Origin of the sequence: Chromobacterium paludis, from assembly GCF_008275125.1 — a bacterium.
GTDB classification, from domain to species: Bacteria; Pseudomonadota; Gammaproteobacteria; order Burkholderiales; family Chromobacteriaceae; genus Chromobacterium; species Chromobacterium paludis.
The window spans coordinates 3,342,029-3,361,168 of record NZ_CP043473.1 but is presented as its reverse complement, the minus strand read 5'-3'; the positions used below and the strand labels follow the sequence as shown (position 1 = coordinate 3,361,168).

At 63.7% G+C, this 19,140-nt stretch carries 18 protein-coding genes and 1 pseudogene; 17 read left to right on the top strand and 2 right to left on the bottom strand.

The window, feature by feature from the left end:
• Positions 1-102: 102 nt before the first annotated feature.
• The 11 genes from purD (at position 103) to gap (ending at position 13,214) form a co-directional block, all read left to right on the top strand.
• Positions 103-1,380, top strand: a complete 1,278-nt coding sequence (purD, locus tag FYK34_RS15930; protein ID WP_149298094.1) for a phosphoribosylamine--glycine ligase — start codon at positions 103-105, stop codon at positions 1,378-1,380.
• Positions 1,381-1,489: 109 nt separating this feature from the next.
• On the top strand, positions 1,490-2,494 hold the full coding sequence (gene galE / locus FYK34_RS15925) for a UDP-glucose 4-epimerase GalE (RefSeq protein WP_149298092.1): 1,005 nt from the start codon (positions 1,490-1,492) through the stop codon (positions 2,492-2,494).
• 468 nt (positions 2,495-2,962) lie between these two features.
• Positions 2,963-4,048 carry an IS5 family transposase gene (locus FYK34_RS15920; protein ID WP_149295137.1) on the top strand — a complete coding sequence of 362 codons (1,086 nt, stop codon included), beginning with the start codon at positions 2,963-2,965 and terminating at the stop codon, positions 4,046-4,048.
• A 507-nt stretch (positions 4,049-4,555) separates the two neighbouring features.
• Entirely contained in the window at positions 4,556-5,089 is a 534-nt protein-coding gene (locus tag FYK34_RS15915; RefSeq protein WP_149298090.1) for an L-threonylcarbamoyladenylate synthase, read from the top strand.
• Positions 5,090-5,114: 25 nt separating this feature from the next.
• Positions 5,115-5,783: a protein TolQ gene (tolQ, locus tag FYK34_RS15910; RefSeq protein WP_149298088.1), complete on the top strand. Its 669-nt coding sequence runs from the start codon at positions 5,115-5,117 to the stop codon at positions 5,781-5,783.
• Positions 5,784-5,844: 61 nt separating this feature from the next.
• Positions 5,845-6,708, top strand: a complete 864-nt coding sequence (yedA, locus tag FYK34_RS15905; protein WP_149298085.1) for a drug/metabolite exporter YedA — start codon at positions 5,845-5,847, stop codon at positions 6,706-6,708.
• Between the two features lie 461 nt (positions 6,709-7,169).
• On the top strand, positions 7,170-7,904 hold the full coding sequence (locus FYK34_RS15900) for a GntR family transcriptional regulator (protein WP_149298083.1): 735 nt from the start codon (positions 7,170-7,172) through the stop codon (positions 7,902-7,904).
• Positions 7,901-9,022 (top strand): N-acetylglucosamine-6-phosphate deacetylase, encoded by a 1,122-nt coding sequence (gene nagA / locus FYK34_RS15895; RefSeq protein ID WP_149298081.1) that lies wholly within the window; start codon positions 7,901-7,903, stop codon positions 9,020-9,022. Before FYK34_RS15900 ends, nagA begins: the two co-directional genes overlap by 4 nt.
• Complete coding sequence (locus FYK34_RS15890; protein ID WP_149300032.1) at positions 9,015-10,025, top strand: SIS domain-containing protein; 1,011 nt, start codon at positions 9,015-9,017, stop codon at positions 10,023-10,025. The genes nagA and FYK34_RS15890 overlap by 8 nt, the downstream gene beginning before the upstream one ends.
• Positions 10,026-10,311: 286 nt before the next feature.
• Positions 10,312-11,997 carry an N-acetylglucosamine-specific PTS transporter subunit IIBC gene (nagE, locus tag FYK34_RS15885; RefSeq protein ID WP_149298079.1) on the top strand — a complete coding sequence of 562 codons (1,686 nt, stop codon included), beginning with the start codon at positions 10,312-10,314 and terminating at the stop codon, positions 11,995-11,997.
• A gap of 218 nt (positions 11,998-12,215) precedes the next feature.
• Positions 12,216-13,214 carry a type I glyceraldehyde-3-phosphate dehydrogenase gene (gene gap / locus FYK34_RS15880; protein ID WP_149298077.1) on the top strand — a complete coding sequence of 333 codons (999 nt, stop codon included), beginning with the start codon at positions 12,216-12,218 and terminating at the stop codon, positions 13,212-13,214.
• Between the two features lie 67 nt (positions 13,215-13,281).
• On the opposite strand, the gene FYK34_RS15875 is transcribed toward gap, so the two are convergent.
• A complete protein-coding gene (locus FYK34_RS15875) occupies positions 13,282-13,725 on the bottom strand; it encodes an Lrp/AsnC family transcriptional regulator (RefSeq protein WP_149298075.1) in 444 nt (147 codons plus the stop codon).
• 418 nt (positions 13,726-14,143) lie between these two features.
• Here FYK34_RS15875 and phoB point away from each other — a divergent pair, with 418 nt between their 5' ends.
• The 3 genes from phoB to tal all read left to right on the top strand — a co-directional run bounded on the left by phoB (position 14,144) and on the right by tal (position 17,312).
• Entirely contained in the window at positions 14,144-14,833 is a 690-nt protein-coding gene (gene phoB / locus FYK34_RS15870) for a phosphate regulon transcriptional regulator PhoB (RefSeq protein WP_103903446.1), read from the top strand.
• 6 nt (positions 14,834-14,839) lie between these two features.
• Positions 14,840-16,147 carry a phosphate regulon sensor histidine kinase PhoR gene (gene phoR / locus FYK34_RS15865; RefSeq protein WP_149298073.1) on the top strand — a complete coding sequence of 436 codons (1,308 nt, stop codon included), beginning with the start codon at positions 14,840-14,842 and terminating at the stop codon, positions 16,145-16,147.
• Between the two features lie 103 nt (positions 16,148-16,250).
• On the top strand, positions 16,251-17,312 hold the full coding sequence (tal, locus tag FYK34_RS15860) for a transaldolase (RefSeq protein WP_149298070.1): 1,062 nt from the start codon (positions 16,251-16,253) through the stop codon (positions 17,310-17,312).
• A 70-nt stretch (positions 17,313-17,382) separates the two neighbouring features.
• Here tal and FYK34_RS15855 read toward each other — a convergent pair whose 3' ends face one another.
• On the bottom strand, positions 17,383-17,913 hold the full coding sequence (locus tag FYK34_RS15855; RefSeq protein ID WP_149298068.1) for a hemerythrin domain-containing protein: 531 nt from the start codon (positions 17,911-17,913) through the stop codon (positions 17,383-17,385).
• 63 nt (positions 17,914-17,976) lie between these two features.
• On the opposite strand from FYK34_RS15855, the gene FYK34_RS20540 reads away from it, so the two are divergent.
• From FYK34_RS20540 to ampD, 3 genes and pseudogenes are all read left to right on the top strand, one after another.
• The gene (locus tag FYK34_RS20540; protein WP_168209771.1) at positions 17,977-18,150 is read left to right on the top strand and encodes a hypothetical protein; all 174 of its coding nucleotides are present in this window, start codon (positions 17,977-17,979) and stop codon (positions 18,148-18,150) included.
• Positions 18,120-18,557, top strand: a pseudogene (locus FYK34_RS20955) (GNAT family N-acetyltransferase); the annotation flags it as partial. The gene FYK34_RS20540 and the pseudogene FYK34_RS20955, both read left to right, overlap by 31 nt.
• A 36-nt stretch (positions 18,558-18,593) precedes the next feature.
• On the top strand, positions 18,594-19,139 hold the full coding sequence (gene ampD, locus FYK34_RS20950; protein WP_407923613.1) for a 1,6-anhydro-N-acetylmuramyl-L-alanine amidase AmpD: 546 nt from the start codon (positions 18,594-18,596) through the stop codon (positions 19,137-19,139).
• Position 19,140 lies beyond the last annotated feature (1 nt).

The following is a 19,140-nucleotide window of genomic DNA, read 5'->3' as shown; positions in this document are numbered from 1 at the left end:
ATCCAACCGACTTGGCGCTATGCTATGCAGGTATTCGCCAAGTGAAGGCGGCGATGGCCGGCGCGTGCCGGCCGCGCCCTCTTGTATAAGGACTGAAATCCCATGAAAGTTCTCGTGATCGGCTCAGGCGGCCGCGAACACGCGCTGGCCTGGCGCATCGCCAAGTCCAAGCGCGTGTCCAAGGTATTCGTCGCGCCGGGCAACGCCGGCACCGCGCTGGACGCCAATCTGACCAATGTGCCGGCCAACGGCGTGGCCGAGTGGCTGGCCCTGGCCAAGGAAGAAAAAATCGACCTGACCGTGGTCGGCCCGGAAGCGCCGCTGGCCGCCGGCGTGGTGGACGCCTTCCGCAGCGCGGGCCTGAAAGTGTTTGGCCCCACGCAGTATTGCGCGCAGCTGGAAAGCTCCAAGGACTTCGCCAAGGCCTTCATGCAGCGCCATGGCATCCCCACCGCGGACTATCAAACCTTCACGGACGCCGCCGCCGCGCGTGCCTATGTGGACGGCAAGGGCGCGCCCATCGTGATCAAGGCCGACGGCCTGGCCGCCGGCAAGGGCGTGGTGGTGGCGATGACGCTGGACGAGGCGCACGCGGCCATCGACGACATGCTGCTGGGCAACAAGATGGGCGAAGCCGGCAGCCGCGTGGTGATCGAGGATTTCCTGGCGGGCGAGGAAGCCAGCTTCATCGTGATGGTGGACGGCGAGCACGTGCTGCCGATGGCCACCAGCCAGGACCACAAGCGCCTGCTGGACCACGACCAGGGGCCGAACACCGGCGGCATGGGCGCCTACAGCCCGGCGCCGGTGGTGACGCCGGCGGTGCATAACCGCGTGATGCGCGAAATCATCCAGCCGGTGGTGCAGGGCATGAAGAAAGACGGCCACAGCTATACCGGCTTCCTGTATGCCGGCCTGATGATAGACGAGGCCGGCCACCCCAAGGTGATCGAATTCAACTGCCGCTTCGGCGACCCGGAAACCCAACCCATCATGGCGCGGCTGAAGACCGACTTCACCGTGCTGCTGGAGGCCGGCGTCAACGGCAAGCTGGACAAAGTGGAAGCCGAATGGGACCGCCGCGTGGCGCTGGGCGTGGTGCTGGCCGCCGCCGGCTACCCGGACGCCCCGCGCAAGGGCGACGCCATCCACGGCATCCCCGCCGAGAGCGAAGACGGCATCGTGTTCCACGCCGGCACTGCGCTGGACGAGCAAGGCCAGCTGCGCAGCAGCGGCGGCCGCGTGCTGTGCGCGGTGGGCCTGGGCGACAGCGTCAAGATGGCGCAGAGCCGGGCCTATCAACTGGCTGATGCCATTGAGTTCGCCGGCAAGCAATTCCGCCGCGACATAGGCGCGCGGGCGATTGGGCGGAAGCACTGATCGGTGTTCTTGTACCGTAAAGACAAAACAGCACCTGCGGGTGCTGTTTTGTCATGCGGAATCCGCTAGACTTCTCCATCCTTATCGATAGTCATCAGGCGAGAATAATATGATTTTGGTAACAGGCGGTGCCGGCTATATTGGTTCCCATACTTGCGTGCAATTGCTGGAAGCCGGCTATGAGCTGGTGGTGCTGGACAATCTTTGCAATAGTAAGGTGGAGTCTTTGCGACGCGTGGAGAAACTGACCGGCAAGACGCTGACCTTCGTTCAGGGCGATATCCGCGATCCAGAGGCTTTGCAGGCAGCTTTTCGGCATCCCATTCAAGCAGTGATTCATTTTGCAGGCTTGAAAGCGGTGGGTGAGTCGGTGGTCAAACCGCTGGAATATTACGAGAACAACGTAACGGGCACCTTGGCTTTGCTGCGCGCGATGAAACAATATGGCGTGCGCAACTTCGTGTTCAGTTCCTCGGCTACTGTGTACGGCAACCCGGCCTCGGTCCCGATCACGGAATCCTTCCCGCTCTCCGCGACCAACCCTTACGGCCGCAGCAAGTTGATCGTCGAGGATATGCTGCGTGACTTTGCCAAGGCGGAGCCGGACTGGAATATCGCGCTGCTGCGTTATTTCAACCCGATCGGCGCACATGAAAGCGGCGAAATCGGCGAAGATCCTAACGGCATTCCCAATAATCTGATGCCATTCATCACCCAAGTGGCCTGCGGCAAACAAGCCGAGCTCAAGGTGTTTGGCAGTGATTATCCCACAATGGACGGCACTGGCGTGCGCGACTATATCCACGTGGTGGATCTGGCTGCGGGTCATGTCAAGGCTGTCGAGGCGCTGACTCGTAATCCCGGCCTATTGACGGTTAATCTGGGCACCGGCAAGGGCTATTCCGTGCTGGAAATGATCCAGACTTTCGAGCAAGTCAACGGTGTGAAAGTGCCTTATCAAATTGTGGAGCGCCGACCTGGAGACATCGCGGAATGCTGGGCAGATCCTAGCTCAGCATCTGAGCAGTTGGACTGGAAGGCTGAGAGAGGTTTGCATGAGATGTGCCGAGACAGCTGGCGCTGGCAGAGCCAAAATCCGGCGGGATACCCGTGAGCCATACAAGAAAAAGCAGCAGCTCTACTGCAGTTTCTCATTTGTCGTGAGCTGCGCTTGGAATACTGGGCAATCCACCTTCGTATTAGTATGAAAAGCTCTTGCCATCCCTGCCCAGTTTGAGGCCAACTCTCGGACTTTGACGGGACCGAATGGGTGCGCTGATGGATTACTTGGTCGATGTGTCAGAGCCGAGAGTGAGGCGCTATATCGCTCATGATCCGCCCCCGCCAGCCTAGATGCGATGGGCTGTCAGGAAAACGTAGCCGCCAAGGTCGTTGTGACACGTGAAGCGGACTCTTTGCTGACGGCCAAAGTGAATCAGCCTAAGCTGCTCCAGGCAGTGGCGCGAGCCTTGATGGATTTCTCGTAGAGTACGTGGCGAATGCACATTAACAGGCCGTTGAAAAACCAACAGCCATTCATTTGGTATAATCATCAACATCCAACGAACCGCGAAAGCACCCGATGAGAGGCGTCCGCAACGACAGTCAGACCAATCTGTTCAGCTACATCCAGCTGGAAGATCGCATCCCGGCTCATCACCCGCTGCGCAAGATCCGCCAGATGGTCGACCTGGTGCTCGGCTCGATGAATGACGTATTCGACGGCTTATATTCCCGCGTCGGGCGGCCTTCGATTCCGCCTGAACATCTGCTGCGCGCCTCCCTGCTGCAAGTGCTCTACACCATCCGCTCCGAGCGGCTGCTGGTAGAGCAACTGGACTACAACCTGCTGTTTCGCTGGTTCGTCGGCCTTTCCGCCGATGCCCGCGTCTGGGATCACTCGACCTTCTCGCAAAATCGCGACCGCTTGTTTACCGAAGACGTCGCCCGCGCCTTCTTCATTCGCGTACGCAGCCTGGCCGAGTGGGGCAAGCTCACCAGCGACGAACATTTCAGCGTCGACGGCACGCTGATCGATGCCTGGGCTTCGCACAAAAGCTTTGTTCACAAGGATGACGACACGTCCCCACCCGCAGGGCGCAACCCGGACGTCGATTTCCGGGGCGAGAAGCGAAGCAACCAGACGCATCAATCGCGAACCGATCCGGAAGCGCGACTGGCCCGCAAGAGCGCCGGCGACGCCAGCCGCTTGTGCCATATGGCCCATATCCTGACCGAGAACCGCAACGGTCTGGTGGTGGACGTCTCGGTGTCCGAGGTCAATGGCCACGCCGAAAACATCGAAGCGCTGAACCTGTTGCTGCGCAATGCCAAGAAAGGCAGCACCGTCGGCGCGGACAAGGGCTATGACACGCCGGCTTTCGTGAACGGCTGCAGAGACTTGGGCATCACGCCGCACGTGGCGCGCAAGCGTGTCGGCAGCGCCATCGACAGCCGCACCACGCGCCATGAGGGTTACGCGATCAGCCAGCGGCGACGCAAACGGATCGAGGAATGCTTCGGCTGGCTGAAAACCGTCGGAGGCCTTCGCAAAACCAAACTGATCGGCCGGGCCAAACTGGCCGGGCAAACTTTTTTAGCGTTTGCGACCTATAACCTGATCCGCATGGGCAGCCTGTCCGGCTGTTGGGGCGGATCGCATGTATAGGGCGTATTGCGCCCAAAATCGCCGGATAACCGGCAAACAGCCTGAAAACCCAGGCAGAGAACGGATTTATTGGCATTCTGCCCGCTGAAACCGCCCATTTTTGTTCATGCGGAAATGGGTTGGGGCAAGATCGACGTGTTTTTCAACGGCCTGTTAAGTGGCCACGCGGAGTTGTAACAGATGACGACGGCACCGGCGAGGGTTTTATCGCAGTTGCCAGCTTGGCTGGGTTGCAAAGCCGTGGGACTCGTGGATTTGATGTGACTGGATGAGCGAGGCCAGTCGGTGATAGAGCATCGCTTTACCTGTCGTCGCGCGAGTTGAGCGCGGAGGGGGTGGGGCAGACCGTGTGCTGTCACCGGACGATCAAGAACAGCCTGCATTGCATTTTGCTGCGCTAGCTGAGCTTTGCTGTTGAGTTGGCATTACAATAGCGGCTTACTTTTTCATTGAATCCCCATGAGTTCAGGCTTGGTTCCTTTGTCCCGCCTCCCGGGTGCTTTGCTTATGCACCGCGCCCGGGCGCGCTTGCGCCATGGCGGCGTGATCGCCTATTCCACCGAATCCTGTTACGGCCTGGGTTGTCATCCGCTCGATGTGCGGGCGATCCGCCGCGTGCTGGCGATCAAGGCGCGGCCCAATCACAAGGGGCTGATCGTCATTGCCGCCGATTTCGAGCAGATCCGCCATCTGGTGCGGCCGCTTTCCGCCGCGCAGCGCGCGGAACTGGCGCGCTATTGGCCCGGTCCATACACTTTTTTGCTGCCAGCCTCGCGGCGTGTGCCGCCGGCTTTGCGCGGGCGCCATTGCAAGATTGCGGTGCGGGTGACGGCGCATGGCGAGGCGGCGGCCTTGTGCCGTTCGTTGGGCACGGCCTTGGTGTCGACTTCGGCCAATCGCGCTGGCCAGAAATCGCTGAAAACCGCGCAGGCCTGCCGCAAGGCATTTAAAGACAAGGTGTTGACCTTGCCGGGCCGCATCGGCAAGCGGCGCAAGCCATCGACCATTATCGATTTGGAGAGCGGCCGCGTGTTACGCTAGCCGCATGTGAACCGAGGAACACAACGTGCAACAGATTTCATTCATCAGCCTGATCCTGAATGCCAGCCTGCTGGTGCAATTGGTGATGGCGGGCCTGGCCTTGACCTCGCTGCTGTCCTGGGCGCTGATTTTCAACAAGATAGCGGTGTTGGGCGCGGCCAAGCGCCATAGCGAGGAGTTCGAGCGCAACTTCTGGAGCGGGGCGGACCTGAACCGCCTGTACGAGGACGTGTGCCGCCGCAGCGATGCGGTGGGCATGGAGCGCATCTTCCAGTCTGGCTTCGCCGAGTTCTTAAAGCAGCGCGGCCGAGCCGGCACCGAGCTGTCCGACATCATGGACGGCTCGCGCCGCGCCATGCGCGCGGCGGCGCAGCGCGAGTTGGATGCGCTGGACAGCCATACCTCTTTCCTGGCGACGGTCGGTTCGGTCAGCCCCTATGTCGGGCTGTTCGGCACGGTATGGGGCATCATGCATGCCTTCATCGGCCTGGGCAACGCCGGCCAGGCCACGCTGAGCACGGTGGCGCCGGGTATTGCCGAGGCGCTGGTGGCCACGGCCATCGGCCTGTTCGCCGCCATCCCGGCGGTGGTGGCCTATAACCGCTTCGCTACCGACGTGGATCGGCTGGCCACGCGCTTCGACACTTATATGGAAGAGTTTTCCAATATCCTGCAGCGGCTGGCGATGCGCTGAGCCGCTTGCTGTTTACGCTTGCATACGGCATGGTTTGGGTTCGAATGATTCGGACGCAGCCATGCCTTTTTCACGTCTCGCGCCGCTGACCCTGGCGGCCTTTCTGGCGCTGTATTTCATCTGGGGTTCCACCTATCTGGCCATTCGCGTCGGCGTGGCGTCGTGGCCGCCGCTATTGATGGCCGGTTTGCGTTTCACCCTGGCCGGCGGCATCATGCTGGGCTTTTTGCGCTGGCGCGGCGCGGCATGGCCAGACGCGCGCCAGCTGCGCGGCGCGGCGATTCTGGGCGTGTTGATGCCGGCGGTGGGCAATGGCCTGGTGACCATGGCCGAGCGGGAGGTATCGTCCGGCGTGGCGGCGCTGGTGGTGGCGACGGTGCCCTTGTTCACCTTGTTGTTCGCCCGATGGTTTGGCCATCAGTCGCGCGCGCTGGAGTGGGCCGGCATGGCGCTCGGCGTGTGCGGCATCGTGTTGCTGAACCTGGGCAGCAGCCTGCGGGCCAGTCCACAGGGGGCGCTGCTGCTGGTGCTGGCTTCGGCCGGCTGGGCACTCGGCTCCGCCTGGAGCAAGCATCTGGCGCAGCCGCCGGGCGCGATGGGCAGCGCCTGGACCATGATCTTCGGCGGGCTGGCGCTGCTCTTGTCCAGCTTCGCCATTGGCGAGCGCTTGCAGGCCTGGCCCGGCGCGACCGGCTGGGGCGCGCTGCTCTACCTGACGGTGTTCGGCTCCATGATTGCCTATAACGCCTACCTCTATCTGCTGAAAACGGTGTCGGCGGCCGCCGCCACCAGCTACGCCTACGTCAATCCGGTGATTGCCGTGCTGTTGGGCGCGTTGTTCCTGGGCGAGCATGTCGGCGCTCAGGAGATGCTGGCCATGACGGTGATCGTGGCGGCGGTGTTGTTGATCAGCTGGCGGCGTTGAGCGGCCGGCGACTCCTTTCCCCTGCATCATTCCCGCTGCGCGGCCCGTCAGGGCCGCGTTTTTTTTCTGCGATTGGTATGCATCTCCGCCAGAGGGGGAAAGTCTGGCTTGATCGCCGGAGAGGCCGCGGATTTCCGGGCGGCGCGTGCCTGCCGGATCCCGGCTTGTTTGATGGGCCTGGCTAAAATTCTGGCCAAAAACAAATTGTTGCAGCGCAATGCGACGGTTTTCAGGCCGGCTAGGCGGGCGATTGTCTGACGCAAGTCATGGTCGTGTCGTTTTGTTGCCATAGACATGAAGGGCGGCGCGGCTTGCGCGCAAATTGGTATTGACGTGGTATTAATGTGGTATTAACGTTCGCACTGTAGCAGGCAGACTACGCGGGGCGTGAGAACCGCATGGGATACCGGCGGCGGAAGACTAGGCATACACTGCAATTTTCAGACCACTTGCAGACGACCATGGAAAACCGCTGGCAAGCATTGAAACCGGATGAAACCCTGAGCACCCCGCTGTATCTGCAGCTATCGCGCAAGCTGGCCGACGCGATCAACGCCGGCTGGTGGCAGGCCGACGAGGCCCTGCCTTCGGAGCGCACGTTTTCGGAAGAGTTGGGCATTTCGCGGGTGACCGCGCGCAAGGCGATGGACGTCTTGCTGGAGCAGGGCATGATTCGCCGCCGCCAGGGCTCGGGCACGTTCATCACGCCCAGGCTGGAGCAGCCGCTGTCGCGCTTGACCGGCTTCACCGAGCAGCTGCGGCTGCGCGGCTTCGTGCCTTCATCGGTGTGGCTGGAGCGCGGGGTGTTTCCGCCCAGCAACGAGGAAGTGATCAAGCTGGGGCTGTCGCCGACTTCGATGGTGGCGCGGCTGAAGCGCCAGCGCCTCGCCGACGGCGTGGTGATGGCGATTGAAATGAGTACGATGCCGGTCGCGTATTTACCCGACCCGCAGTTAGTGGGCACTTCGCTGTACGCCCATCTGGACGCGACAGGACATTCGGTGGTGCGCGCCTTGCAGCATATCCGGGCGGTCAACGCTTCGGGCGAAATCGCCCAGTTGGCCGGCATCCGGCCGGGCGAGGCGATGCTGCTGATCACCCGTATCGGCTACAACGCCGACAACGTGGCGATCGAGCTGACCGACACCTACTGCCGCAACGATTATTACGACTTTGTAGCCGAACTGAAACGATGACCCAGAACCAGACCTTGCAGGGCCGCATCCTCACCGCCTCCGGGTGGATGGACGGCGCCGTGCGCCTGGCGGCCGATGGCCGCATCGCAGCGATCGACGCCAAGCTGGCGTCGGGCCGGCAGCCTGAACGTTATATCCTGCCCGGCTTCATCGACTTGCACGTGCACGGCGGCGGCGGCGTGGACATCATGGAGGGCGGCGATGCCGTCCACCACGTGGCCCGGCTGCACGCCCGTTTCGGCACCACCTCCTTGCTGGCCACCACCATGACCGCGCCGCCGGAGGAAATCTCCCGCGTGCTGGCGGACATCGGCCGCTGCAGCAAGGAGCGCGCGCCGGCCGGCAGCCGCGTGCTGGGCGTGCACCTGGAAGGTCCCTACATCAACCCGGGCAAGCTGGGCGCCCAGCCCGACGACGCCTGCCAGGCGGCGATGGCGCAGATAGACAGCTATCGCGCGCTGGCGCCGATCTCGCTGATCACGCTGGCGCCGGAAATCCCCGGCCACCTCGACATCATCCGCTGGCTCAGCGAGCAGGGCGTCAAGGTGCAGATGGGCCATACCCTGGGCAGCTACGAGGACGCCGTGTCCGCGCTGGAGCAGGGCGCGTCCGGCTTCACCCACCTCTTCAATGCCATGACCGGCCTGCATCATCGCGAGCCGGGCGTGGTGGGCGCGGCGCTGGCGCATGCCGAGTACGCCGAGCTGATACCTGATTTGCTCCACGTCCACCCGGGCGCCATCCGCACCGCGCTGCGCGCCATTCCGCGGCTGTATTGCGTCACCGACTCCACCGCCGCCGCCGGCATGCCGGACGGCCAGTACAAGCTGGGCTCCCACTCCGTCACCAAGTGCATGGGCGGCGTGAGGCTGGCCGACGGCACCCTGGCCGGCAGTACGCTGACCATGGACCAGGCGCTGCGCAATCTGGTGAAGATAGGCCTGCCGCTGGCGGACGCCTCTCACCGCTTGTCGCTGTACCCGGCCGACTATCTGGGCCAGGCCGACCGCGGCCGGCTGCAGGCCGGCGCTTGGGCCGACATCGTGGTGATGGATGCGGAACTGAATTTGCAGCAAGTCTACGTTGAGGGAGAGGAAATTGGCCTCGTTGATGCTTGAAGAAGCGCTGTACGCCGCCGAAGCGGTGGCCGCGCAACATATGTACGCCGATGAAGGCCTGGCCGCGCTGGGACGCGAACTGGCCCGCATCAGCCCGCGCCTGGCGCTGACCGTGGCGCGCGGCAGCTCGGACCACGCCGCCAGCTACTTCGCCTACCTGGCCATGCAGCGGCTGGGCGTGCCGGTGGTGTCGCTGCCGATGTCCATCGTCACCCTGCACCAGTCGCCGCTGGCGGTGGATGGCCAGCTGGCCGTGGCGGTGTCGCAATCCGGCCAGAGCCCGGACCTGGTGGACACCATGAAGGCGCTGTCCGCCGCCGGCGCGCACACCGTGGCCTTGGTCAACAAGCCCGGCTCCCCGCTGGCCGAGGCCTGCCACTGGGCGGCGCCCTTGTGCGCCGGCGAGGAAAAGAGCGTGGCGGCCACCAAGAGCTACATTACCTCGCTGTCCGCCGTGGCGCGCCTGGTGGCGCACTGGCAGAACGACGCCGGCCTGCTGGCCGCGCTGGAAAACCTGCCCAAGCGCCTGAGCGAGGCCGCCGCCCAGGACTGGTCCGTCGCCCTCGACGTGCTGAAGCCGGCCGAACGCATCATGGTGGTCGGCCGCGGCCTCGGTTTCGCCGTGGCGCTGGAAGCGGCGCTGAAATTCAAGGAAACCTGCGCCATCCAGGCGGAGGCCTTCTCCGGCGCCGAGATCAAGCATGGTCCGATGGCGCTGATCGACGAAGGCTACCCGCTGCTGATCTTCGCGCCGCGCGGCCCGGAGCAGCAGGGCCTGATCGCCCTGGCCGCCGAGATGCGCGGCCGCGGCGCCAAGGTGTTGCTGGCGGCGCCGGCCGATGTGGAGAGCCGCGACCTGACGCTGGCGGTGGCCGACGACGAGGCGCTGGACCCGCTGCTGGCGATCCAGAGCTTCTATCTGATGGCGGCCCGCCTGTCCGAGGCGCGCGGCCTGAACCCGGATGTGCCGCGCCACCTGTCCAAAGTGACCTGCACCCGCTGAGGCGCCAGGCTAACCGTTTTCCCCGCCGCGCCGAAGGCGAGGCAGAGCCGGAGGCGCTTCCAGACCGAGGCGGCTCGCGGGGCGTCTCCCCCCGCGAGTCCGCCGCCGGCCGGAATGGACGCGTGGCAGCGCGGGGCTAGGCAAGCGGCCGGGAGACGAGGTCGGCCGCGGACGGTGATGAATGTTGTGACCTGGGCCTGTAGCGGGCGCGGGGAGTCTAAGTTGTAGAGCGCTGGGGAGCCGCCGTTAGACAAGACGGCACCAGATTTAACCTGGGAGATATCTTGTGAGTACTTTAAATAAATTCGCAGGCATTCAGCAGCTGGGGCGCGCCCTGATGCTGCCGATCGCCGTGCTGCCGGTGGCCGGCTTGCTGCTGCGCTTGGGCCAGCCCGACCTGCTGGACATCAAGATCATGGCGCAGGCCGGCGACGCCATCTTCAGCAACCTGGCGCTGATCTTCGCCATCGGCGTGGCCGTCGGTTTCGCCAAGGACAACAACGGCACATCGGGCCTGGCCGGCGCCATCGGTTTCCTGGTGCTGACCGCGGTGTTGAAGGTGATAGACGACAAGATCAATATGGGCGTGCTGTCCGGCATCCTGTCCGGCCTAGTGGGCGGCTATCTGTACAACCGTTATAAGGACATCAAGCTGCCCAGCTACCTGGCTTTCTTCGGCGGCAAGCGCTTCGTGCCCATCGTCACCGGTTTTTCCATGCTGATATTGGGCGCGTTGTTGGGCTATGTCTGGCCGCCGGTCCAGCATGCCATCGACACCGTCGGCAAGTGGCTGATCGGCGCCGGCGAAGTGGGCGTGTTCTTCTACGGCATCCTCAACCGCATCCTGATCGTCACCGGTCTGCACCACATCCTGAATACCATGGTGTGGTTCCAGGTGGGTGATTTCACCAACGCCGCCGGCAAGCTGGTGCACGGCGACCTGACCCGCTTCTTCGCCGGCGACAAGAGCGCGGGCATGTTCATGTCCGGCTTCTTCCCGGTGATGATGTTCGGCCTGCCGGCCGCCTGCCTGGCGATGTACCGCACCGCCAAGCCGGAAAACCGCGCGGCCGTCGGCGGCCTGCTGTTCTCCATGGCGCTGACTGCCATGCTGACCGGCGTGACCGAGCCCGTCGAGTTCGCCTTCATGTTCCTGGCGCCGGTGCTGTACGGTATCCACGCCGTGCTGACCGGCCTGGCCATGGCCATCATGCAGATGCTGGGCGTCAAGCTGGGCTTCGGCTTCTCCGCCGGCCTGTTCGACTATGTGCTGAACTTTGGCTTGGCCACCAAGCCGCTGCTGCTGCTGCCGATTGGCGCGGCCTACTTTGTCGTCTACTACGTGCTGTTCGTGTTCTTCATCAAGAAGTTCGACCTGAAGACCCCGGGCCGCGAGGACGTGGCGATTGCCGCAGTGGAAGTCAAGGCCGGCACCGGTCGCGCGCGCACCTTCATCGACGCGCTGGGCGGCGCCGCCAACCTGAAGCTGGTGGATGCCTGCACCACTCGTCTGCGTCTGCAAGTGGCCAGCAATGACAAGGTCAACGAAACCGCGCTGAAGGCGCTGGGCTCGCGCGGCCTGATCAAACCGGCCGCCGGCAGCGTGCAAGTGGTGTTGGGGCCGGAGGCCGACCTGATCGCCGATGAAATCCGCACCGCCTTGGCCGCGGGCGAAGCCGCCGCGCCGGCGCCGCAAGCCGCCGCCGAGAAGCTGGTGTCGGCCGCCGCCGCCACGGGCGCCAGCATCGACAAGGCGCGCTGGCTGGCCGCCCTGGGCGGCGCCGGCAATGTGCTGAAGGTGGAAGTGGTGGCGGGCAGCCGCCTGCGCGTGGAAGTGGCTGATGCCGCCCGCGTGGACCAGGCCGCCCTGCAGCAACTGGGCGCCAGCGGCGTGACTTCGGTTTCGGCTAACGTATTGCATGTGGTTCTGCAAGGGGATGCCGGCCCGTATGCCGCGGTTTTGCAAGCTTGATAAGGCAAAGTGGCCAACATTTGATGTAGCGTGTTGATTACATTGCCGAATGGGTAGAAAGTGACAGCGCAAGGCGGGAAAACGACCTTGCGCTGTTTTGTTTTCAGGGCTGTCGCGGCGGCTGCGCCCCGCGATCCGAATTCGCTTTATTTCGGTGGCGTCGTTTCAACCATCGAACCATTCATTGAGCTGTCACAAGCTGACAAGGAGACTTCATCATGGCTATCAAAGTCGGTATCAACGGTTTCGGTCGCATCGGTCGCATGGTGTTCCGCGCTATCGCCAAGGATTTTCCCGAGCTGGAAGTGGTCGGCATCAACGACCTGCTCGATCCGGAATACCTGGCCTACATGCTGAAGTACGACTCCGTGCACGGCCGCTTCCAGGGCGACGTCAAAGTTGAGGGCGGCAGCCTGGTGGTCAACGGCAAGACCATCCGCCTGACCGCGGAAAAAGATCCGGCCAATCTGAAGTGGAACGAAGTGGACGCCGAGATCGTCATCGACTGCACCGGCTTCTTCCTGACCAAGGAAGGCTGCCAGAAGCACATCGACGCCGGCGCCAAGAAAGTGGTGCAGTCCGCGCCGTCCAAGGATGACACCCCGATGTTCGTCTACGGCGTCAACCACGACAAATACGCCGGCGAAACCATCGTCTCCGCCGCTTCCTGCACCACCAACTGCCTGGCACCGGTGGCCAAGGTGCTGCACGACAACTGGGGCATCAAGCGCGGCCTGATGAGCACCGTGCACGCCGCCACCGCCACCCAGAAGACCGTTGACGGCCCGTCGTCCAAAGACTGGCGCGGCGGCCGCGGCATCCTGGAAAACATCATTCCGTCGTCCACCGGCGCAGCCAAGGCCGTGGGCAAGGTGATCCCGGAACTGAACAAGAAGCTGACCGGCATGGCCTTCCGCGTGCCGACTTCCGACGTGTCCGTGGTCGACCTGACCGTGGAACTGGAGAAGGAAGCCGACTACGCCGACATCTGCAAGGCGATGAAGGCCGCTTCCGAGGGCGAACTGAAGGGCGTGCTGGGCTACACCGATGAAAAAGTGGTGTCCACCGACTTCGTCGGCAACACCGCGCCGTCCACTTTCGACGCCGATGCCGGCATCGCGTTGGACAAGACCTTCATCAAGGTCGTCGCCTGGTACGACAACGAATACGGTTACACCTGCAATATGTTGCGCTTTGTGAAGCACGTGGCAGGCTGAGCCTGATCGAGTAAGGGAGAGTTGTTCTCTGTTCCGGCCGGCGCCCGCAAGGGCCCCGGCCGTTTTTTCATTCGTCCTCGTGCAGCACGGGCATGCGCGGCGCCACCGGCATGTCGATGATGATGGAGGTCTTGGTATCGCCGAACTGCATCAGCCGCGCGATCAGCGCCTGCAGCGCGGTCATGGTGTCCACCGCCACCTTGATCATCAGGCCGCTGGTGCCGGTGATGGACGCGCACTCGATCACCTCAGGCGTGTTGCGGATTTCGTCTATCACCACGTAGTACTCCAGGTGCTTGACTGTCAGTTCGATCAGGCAGGAGATGGGCAGGCCGACGCGCGCCGGATCGATCTGCGCGCGGTAGCCGGTGATGACGCCGCTCTGCTCCAGCTTGGCGACGCGGTCGGCCACGGCCGGCGCCGACAGGTTCACTCGCCGCGCCAGTTCGGCGAAGCTGATCCTGGCATTTTCGTGCAGTGCGGCAAGGATTTTGCGGTCAAATCTGTCCATGTTTTCATTCAAAGGCATAATGTTGAAATAAACATAGAAAAAAAGGTGAATTAAAGATAAATCCTTCTTTTCATATGATCGCGTAGCGGGTTTGCTACGTAAAATGCACGCCGTATCAGGAACGGAAGGCATGTCCCGCCGCTCGTTCCTCTCCAAGATTGGTTGCGGATGAGTCGAGTCTTCGACCCCCTCATTTGAGACTGTCCTGGTGATCTCTTTGTCCCTGGTCTCTTGTCAGATCAATGTTTTTGACGACGACCATTCCGGGTCTGCCCCAAGCGGCAGGCCCGTTTTTTTTTATGCCTGGATTGCCGCTCCGCGATGGTGCAAAATGCCGGCGAATGGCACAAGACATGTCATATTACTGTCATCTGCCGTTTGTATCCTTGCCACAAAATCAAACCGAGGATAGCCGAACATGGCCGCCAATATCTTGCTCGTGGAAGACGAACCGGCGATACAGGAACTGATCGCCTTCAATTTGGCCCAGGCCGGCCATCACGTGCTGCGAGCCGGCACCGCCGAGGCGGCGTTGACGCTGGTGAGGAACGCGCTGCCCGATCTGGTGCTGCTGGACTGGATGCTGCCCGGCGCCAGCGGCGTGGATGTAGCCAAGCGCCTGCGCGCCGACGAGCGTACCCGTCATATCCCCATCATCATGCTGACTGCCCGTTCCGATGAGCAGGACAAGATCATCGGCCTGGAAACCGGCGCCGACGACTATATCACCAAGCCGTTTTCGCCGCGCGAACTGCTGGCCCGGATCAAGGCCGTGCTGCGCCGCCGCGCGCCGCAGATGACCGACGACGCGGTGGACGTGCAGGGCCTGCGCCTGGACCCGGTGACGCACCGCGTGACCGGCCACGGCAATGTGATCGACCTGGGGCCGACCGAATTCCGCCTGCTGCATTTCTTCATGACCCATCCGGAGCGCGTGCATTCGCGCGCCCAGCTGCTGGACCAGGTGTGGGGCGACCACGTCTTTGTCGAGGAACGCACCGTGGACGTGCATATCCGCCGCCTGCGCAGCGCGCTGGAGGGCACCCAGCATGACGGCCTGATCCAGACCGTGCGCGGCACCGGCTACCGCTTCTCCGTGCAGCAGTAGGCCGAGATGCGCGAATTCCTGCAAAGAACCGTGTTGTGGCTGGTGGCCATCACCGTCATCAGCGGCGGCTTCTGGGCGGCCTCTTCCGGCACCGACGCGCTGGTGGCGCTGGCGATCTGCCTGGGCGCCTGGCTGGCCTTCAATCTCTATCACATCGCCTTGCTGATGCGCTGGCTGCGTCATCCGGTGGCGGAGCGCGTGCCGGACGGCTTCGGCGTCTGGCACACCGTGTTCATGACGCTGTACCGTACCATGCGCACGCAAAGCCAGAGCAAGAAGAAGCTGACCCATGTGCTGGAGCGCTTCATCAACGCCGGCGAGGCGATGCCGGACGGCGTGGTGGTGCTGGACGAGCTGGACCGCATCGAGTGGGTCAATCCCATGGCGGTGGAGCATCTGGGCCTGGACCGCAAGCGCGATGTCGGCAACCAGATCCTCAACCTGATCCGCCAGCCGTCTTTCCATGCCTATATGAAGAACGCCAGCTTCAGCCAGCCGCTGATGTTGACCTTCAGCCAGCCGCGCGAGCTGGTGATTTCGCTGCAATTGGTGCCGTTCGACTCCACGCGCAAGCTGTTATTGACGCGCGACATCACCCAGCTGGAGCGGGTGCAGACCGTGCATCGCGATTTCGTCGCCAACGTGTCGCACGAGCTGCGCACGCCGCTGACCGTGGTGGGCGGCTTCCTGGAAACGCTCAGCGACATGCCGGAGGTGAACGACCAGATGTTCCGCCAGTTCCTGCCCATGATGATGGAGCAGTCGCGGCGCATGCAGAGCCTGGTGGACGATCTGCTGACGCTGTCCAAACTGGAGAACAGTCCCAAGGCCGTCAGCTCGGAGCGCGTGGACATGCGCGACATGCTGGACACGCTGATGGTGGAGGCGGAAGGCCTGTCGCAGGGCCGCCACCAGGTCAAGTTGCTGCGCAACTGCGATTGCGGCCTGTGGGGCAGCAGCCAGGAGCTGCACTCAGCCTTCGGCAACCTGGTGTCCAACGCGGTGCGCTACACGCCGGAAGGCGGCTGCATCACGCTGGCCTGGCAGGACGAGGGCGAGTTCTTGCGCTTTTCCGTCACCGACACCGGCATCGGCATTCCCCGCGAACACATTCCGCGGCTGACCGAGCGCTTCTATCGCGTCGACCGCGGCCGCTCGCGCGGCAGCGGCGGCACCGGCCTGGGCCTCGCCATCGTCAAGCATGTGCTGGCGCGCCATCATGCCCGGCTGGAAATCAAGAGCGAGCCGGACAAGGGCAGCACTTTCAGCGTGGTGTTTCCGCGCGAGCGCCGCAACGACGCTCAAGCCGCCTGACGCGTTCGATCCAGCGCAAACCGCCGCGACAATTTTCTTGGCGCGGCGGTGGCGGCGCGCTACGATGTCTCTCTTTACCTCAAGCAATTCCGGACGCCTCACCATGAACCGTTTGCAAGCCATCCGTCCCTTCGGCCAGCGTATCTGGCTGGACAATCTGTCCCGTGAACTGATCGCCTCCGGCGAGCTGGCCCGCCTGCTGGCCGACGACGGCATCGCCGGCGTCACCTCGAATCCGGCCATCTTCTACAAGGCGATCAGCACTGATGCCAGCTATCAGGGCGAGCTGGCCGTGCTGAAGCAGGATGCTTCGCTGTCCGCGGAGGCGCGCTACGAAAAGCTGGTGGTAGCCGACATCCAGGCCGCCTGCGACCTGTTGCAGCCGCAATACGAGGCCAGCCAGGGCAACGACGGCTACGTCAGCCTGGAAGTGTCGCCGGAACTGTCGCGCGACGAAGCCGGCACCCTGGCCGCCGCGCGCCGCCTGTGGGCCGAAATCGGCCGCGCCAACGCGATGATCAAGATCCCGGCCACGGCCGAGGGCATCCGCGCCTTCCAGACGCTGACCCGCGAAGGCGTCAACGTCAACATCACCTTGCTGTTCTCGCTGCCGCAAGTGGAAGCGGTGTGGGACGCCTACATCGCCGGCCTGTCCGCGCGCTTGGCCGACGGCCAGCCGGTGGCCGGCGTCAAGGCTGTGGCCAGCTTCTTCCTGTCGCGCGTGGACAGCCTGCTGGACGCGCAAGTGGCCGAGCCGCACAAGGGCAAGGTGGCGATCGCGCTGTCCAAGGCGGCTTACGCGCGCTACCAGGAGCGCTTCCATGGCGAAGCGTTCGCCAAGCTGCGCGCCGCCGGCGCCCGCCCGCAATTCCTGCTGTGGGCGTCCACCGGCACCAAGAACGCCGCCTATAGCGACGTGTTGTACGTGGAAAGCCTGATCGGCGACGAAACCGTCAACACCGTGCCGGACGCCACGCTGAGCTGCTTCCGCGACCACGGCGCCGCCGCGCTGACGCTGCCGGTGGGTATGGATCAGGCTAAGGCCTTGTTGGCCGAGGTGGAGGCCGCCGGCATCGACCTGGCCGCCGCTGGCGAGAAGCTGCAGCAAGATGGCCTGAAATTGTTCGAAGACGCTTTCGCCCAGCTGCTGAAGTTGACCGCCTAAGCTGCCGGGTTGGAAAAACAACGGGTTGCCGGCGCAAGCGGGCAACCCGTTTTGTTTGGGGCGCGCCGGCTCAGCTTGCCTGGGCGCGGCGTTCCGCCATATGCGCGCCGGCTTGCTTCAACTCCTCGGCGCTGAGGGTGCTGGCGGCGGTGGGGAACAGCCAGGCTTCCTCGGTGGCGGCGTGTTCGCGGTATTGGCGCGCGAACTCCTGCAGTTCGCTCTTGCTGATCTGCTTGATGCCGCCGTCGCGCAGCGCGATCAGGTCATCGCGGATGGCGTTCCAGCACGAGTGCAGATAGCCGTGCTCGGCCGATAGCTGCTCCAGCCGCGAGGCGGCGGTGGGCACGCGCTCCTCTATCAGCGGGAACAGTTCTTCTTCCTCGTCGGTATGATGGGCGGGACCGGCGACGTCGAAGTAACGCACCACGTCGTCTATGGTATTGCGCGCGGCCTGGTCCACGCCGTGTTCCTCGATATAGGGCGGCAACTTGTCCAGCAGGTCGCAGAAGCGGCGGATCTTGTCATGGCAGGCCAGCAGCATTTCCAGCGGCTGATCGAAGCTGGGCGCGGCGGACGCGCCCAGGGTGTCGAGCGTGAGCATGGGGAGGTCTCCAGCGTGAGGTCAATCGAGATTGTGCCGTATCGCCAGGGCCGAGGACATGACATGCCTCAAGTGAAAACTGTCTGTCATAATGGCCAGGTGATGCGCGCGCCGGCAACGCATGTTCTTGATACCGCTTTGCGCGATGGAACACAAGCGGGATTTTCCGTCGGCGAGATGACATTCGATGAAGACAAGGAAACGATATGCAACTGCCGTTCGAAGTCAGGGAACTGAATCAGGGCGACGAGGATGAGGCGCGGCAAGCCCTGCAGGTGCAGCTGGCTTCGCACAGGCTGGAAGTGAAGTGGCTGAATTATCCCGATCTGCCCTTGCTGTGGCCGGACCTGGCCGCGGTGCACGCCTGCCGCGAGCGGATTTGGGGCGCGTTCGAGGGCAAGGCGCTGCGAGGCCTTGTGGTGGTGTCGCGCCGTCCGGACGGCGGCATCCATCTTGATCGCACGGTGGTCGATCCGGATCACCTGGCCCAGGGTTGGGGCTATCGCCTGCTGAACCGGGCTTTGCAGGGCGAAACCAGTTGCAGCGTGGACACCGCCGAGGTCAACCGGGCCGCGATCGCCTTGTATCACAAGGCGGGCTTCGTGCAGACGCAGCGCTGGTGCACCACGGATGGCCTGGCGCTGTGGCGGCTGGAATACCGGCCGGCGGAGCCGCCGGCGCTGGCGCTGGACGAGGATGGCTGGCTCAAGGGCGCGTTGCAGCTGCCGTCGCCCAACTGCGACGAGCGCAGCCCCGGCTGCGCGCCGGAGCTGCTGGTGGTCCACAATATCAGCCTGCCGCCGTATCGCTACGGCGGACCCGGCGTGGAGCAGCTGTTCACCAACCGCCTCGATCCCGCCGAGCATCCCTATTATCAGGGCATTCACCAGCTCAGGGTGTCATCCCACTTCTTCATCCGCCGCGACGGCCAGCTGCTGCAATTCGTGCCGGTGGGCCAGCGCGCCTGGCATGCCGGCGTGTCCAGCTGGCGCGGGCGGGAAAAGTGCAATGACTTTTCCATAGGCGTGGAGCTGGAAGGCTGCGATTTCGAACCGTTCAGCGAGGCGCAATACCGCGCGCTGGCGGCGCTGAGCGCCGAGTTGCGCCGCCACTTGCCCTTGTCGGCGATGGCCGGGCACGAGCATATCGCGCCGGACCGCAAGACCGATCCCGGCCCGTGGTTTGACTGGACGCGCGCCCAGGCGGATTGCCGGCTGGCCATGTAGA

Coding starts and splice junctions, on each gene's coding strand:
- purD (WP_149298094.1), top strand. CDS start 103: ATGAAAGTTCTCGTGATCGGCTCAGGCGGCCGCGAACACGCGCTGGCC.
- galE (WP_149298092.1), top strand. CDS start 1,490: ATGATTTTGGTAACAGGCGGTGCCGGCTATATTGGTTCCCATACTTGC.
- FYK34_RS15920 (WP_149295137.1), top strand. CDS start 2,963: ATGAGAGGCGTCCGCAACGACAGTCAGACCAATCTGTTCAGCTACATC.
- FYK34_RS15915 (WP_149298090.1), top strand. CDS start 4,556: ATGCACCGCGCCCGGGCGCGCTTGCGCCATGGCGGCGTGATCGCCTAT.
- yedA (WP_149298085.1), top strand. CDS start 5,845: ATGCCTTTTTCACGTCTCGCGCCGCTGACCCTGGCGGCCTTTCTGGCG.
- FYK34_RS15900 (WP_149298083.1), top strand. CDS start 7,170: ATGGAAAACCGCTGGCAAGCATTGAAACCGGATGAAACCCTGAGCACC.
- nagA (WP_149298081.1), top strand. CDS start 7,901: ATGACCCAGAACCAGACCTTGCAGGGCCGCATCCTCACCGCCTCCGGG.
- FYK34_RS15890 (WP_149300032.1), top strand. CDS start 9,015: ATGCTTGAAGAAGCGCTGTACGCCGCCGAAGCGGTGGCCGCGCAACAT.
- gap (WP_149298077.1), top strand. CDS start 12,216: ATGGCTATCAAAGTCGGTATCAACGGTTTCGGTCGCATCGGTCGCATG.
- FYK34_RS15875 (WP_149298075.1), bottom strand. CDS start 13,725: ATGGACAGATTTGACCGCAAAATCCTTGCCGCACTGCACGAAAATGCC.
- phoB (WP_103903446.1), top strand. CDS start 14,144: ATGGCCGCCAATATCTTGCTCGTGGAAGACGAACCGGCGATACAGGAA.
- phoR (WP_149298073.1), top strand. CDS start 14,840: ATGCGCGAATTCCTGCAAAGAACCGTGTTGTGGCTGGTGGCCATCACC.
- tal (WP_149298070.1), top strand. CDS start 16,251: ATGAACCGTTTGCAAGCCATCCGTCCCTTCGGCCAGCGTATCTGGCTG.
- FYK34_RS15855 (WP_149298068.1), bottom strand. CDS start 17,913: ATGCTCACGCTCGACACCCTGGGCGCGTCCGCCGCGCCCAGCTTCGAT.
- FYK34_RS20540 (WP_168209771.1), top strand. CDS start 17,977: ATGCCTCAAGTGAAAACTGTCTGTCATAATGGCCAGGTGATGCGCGCG.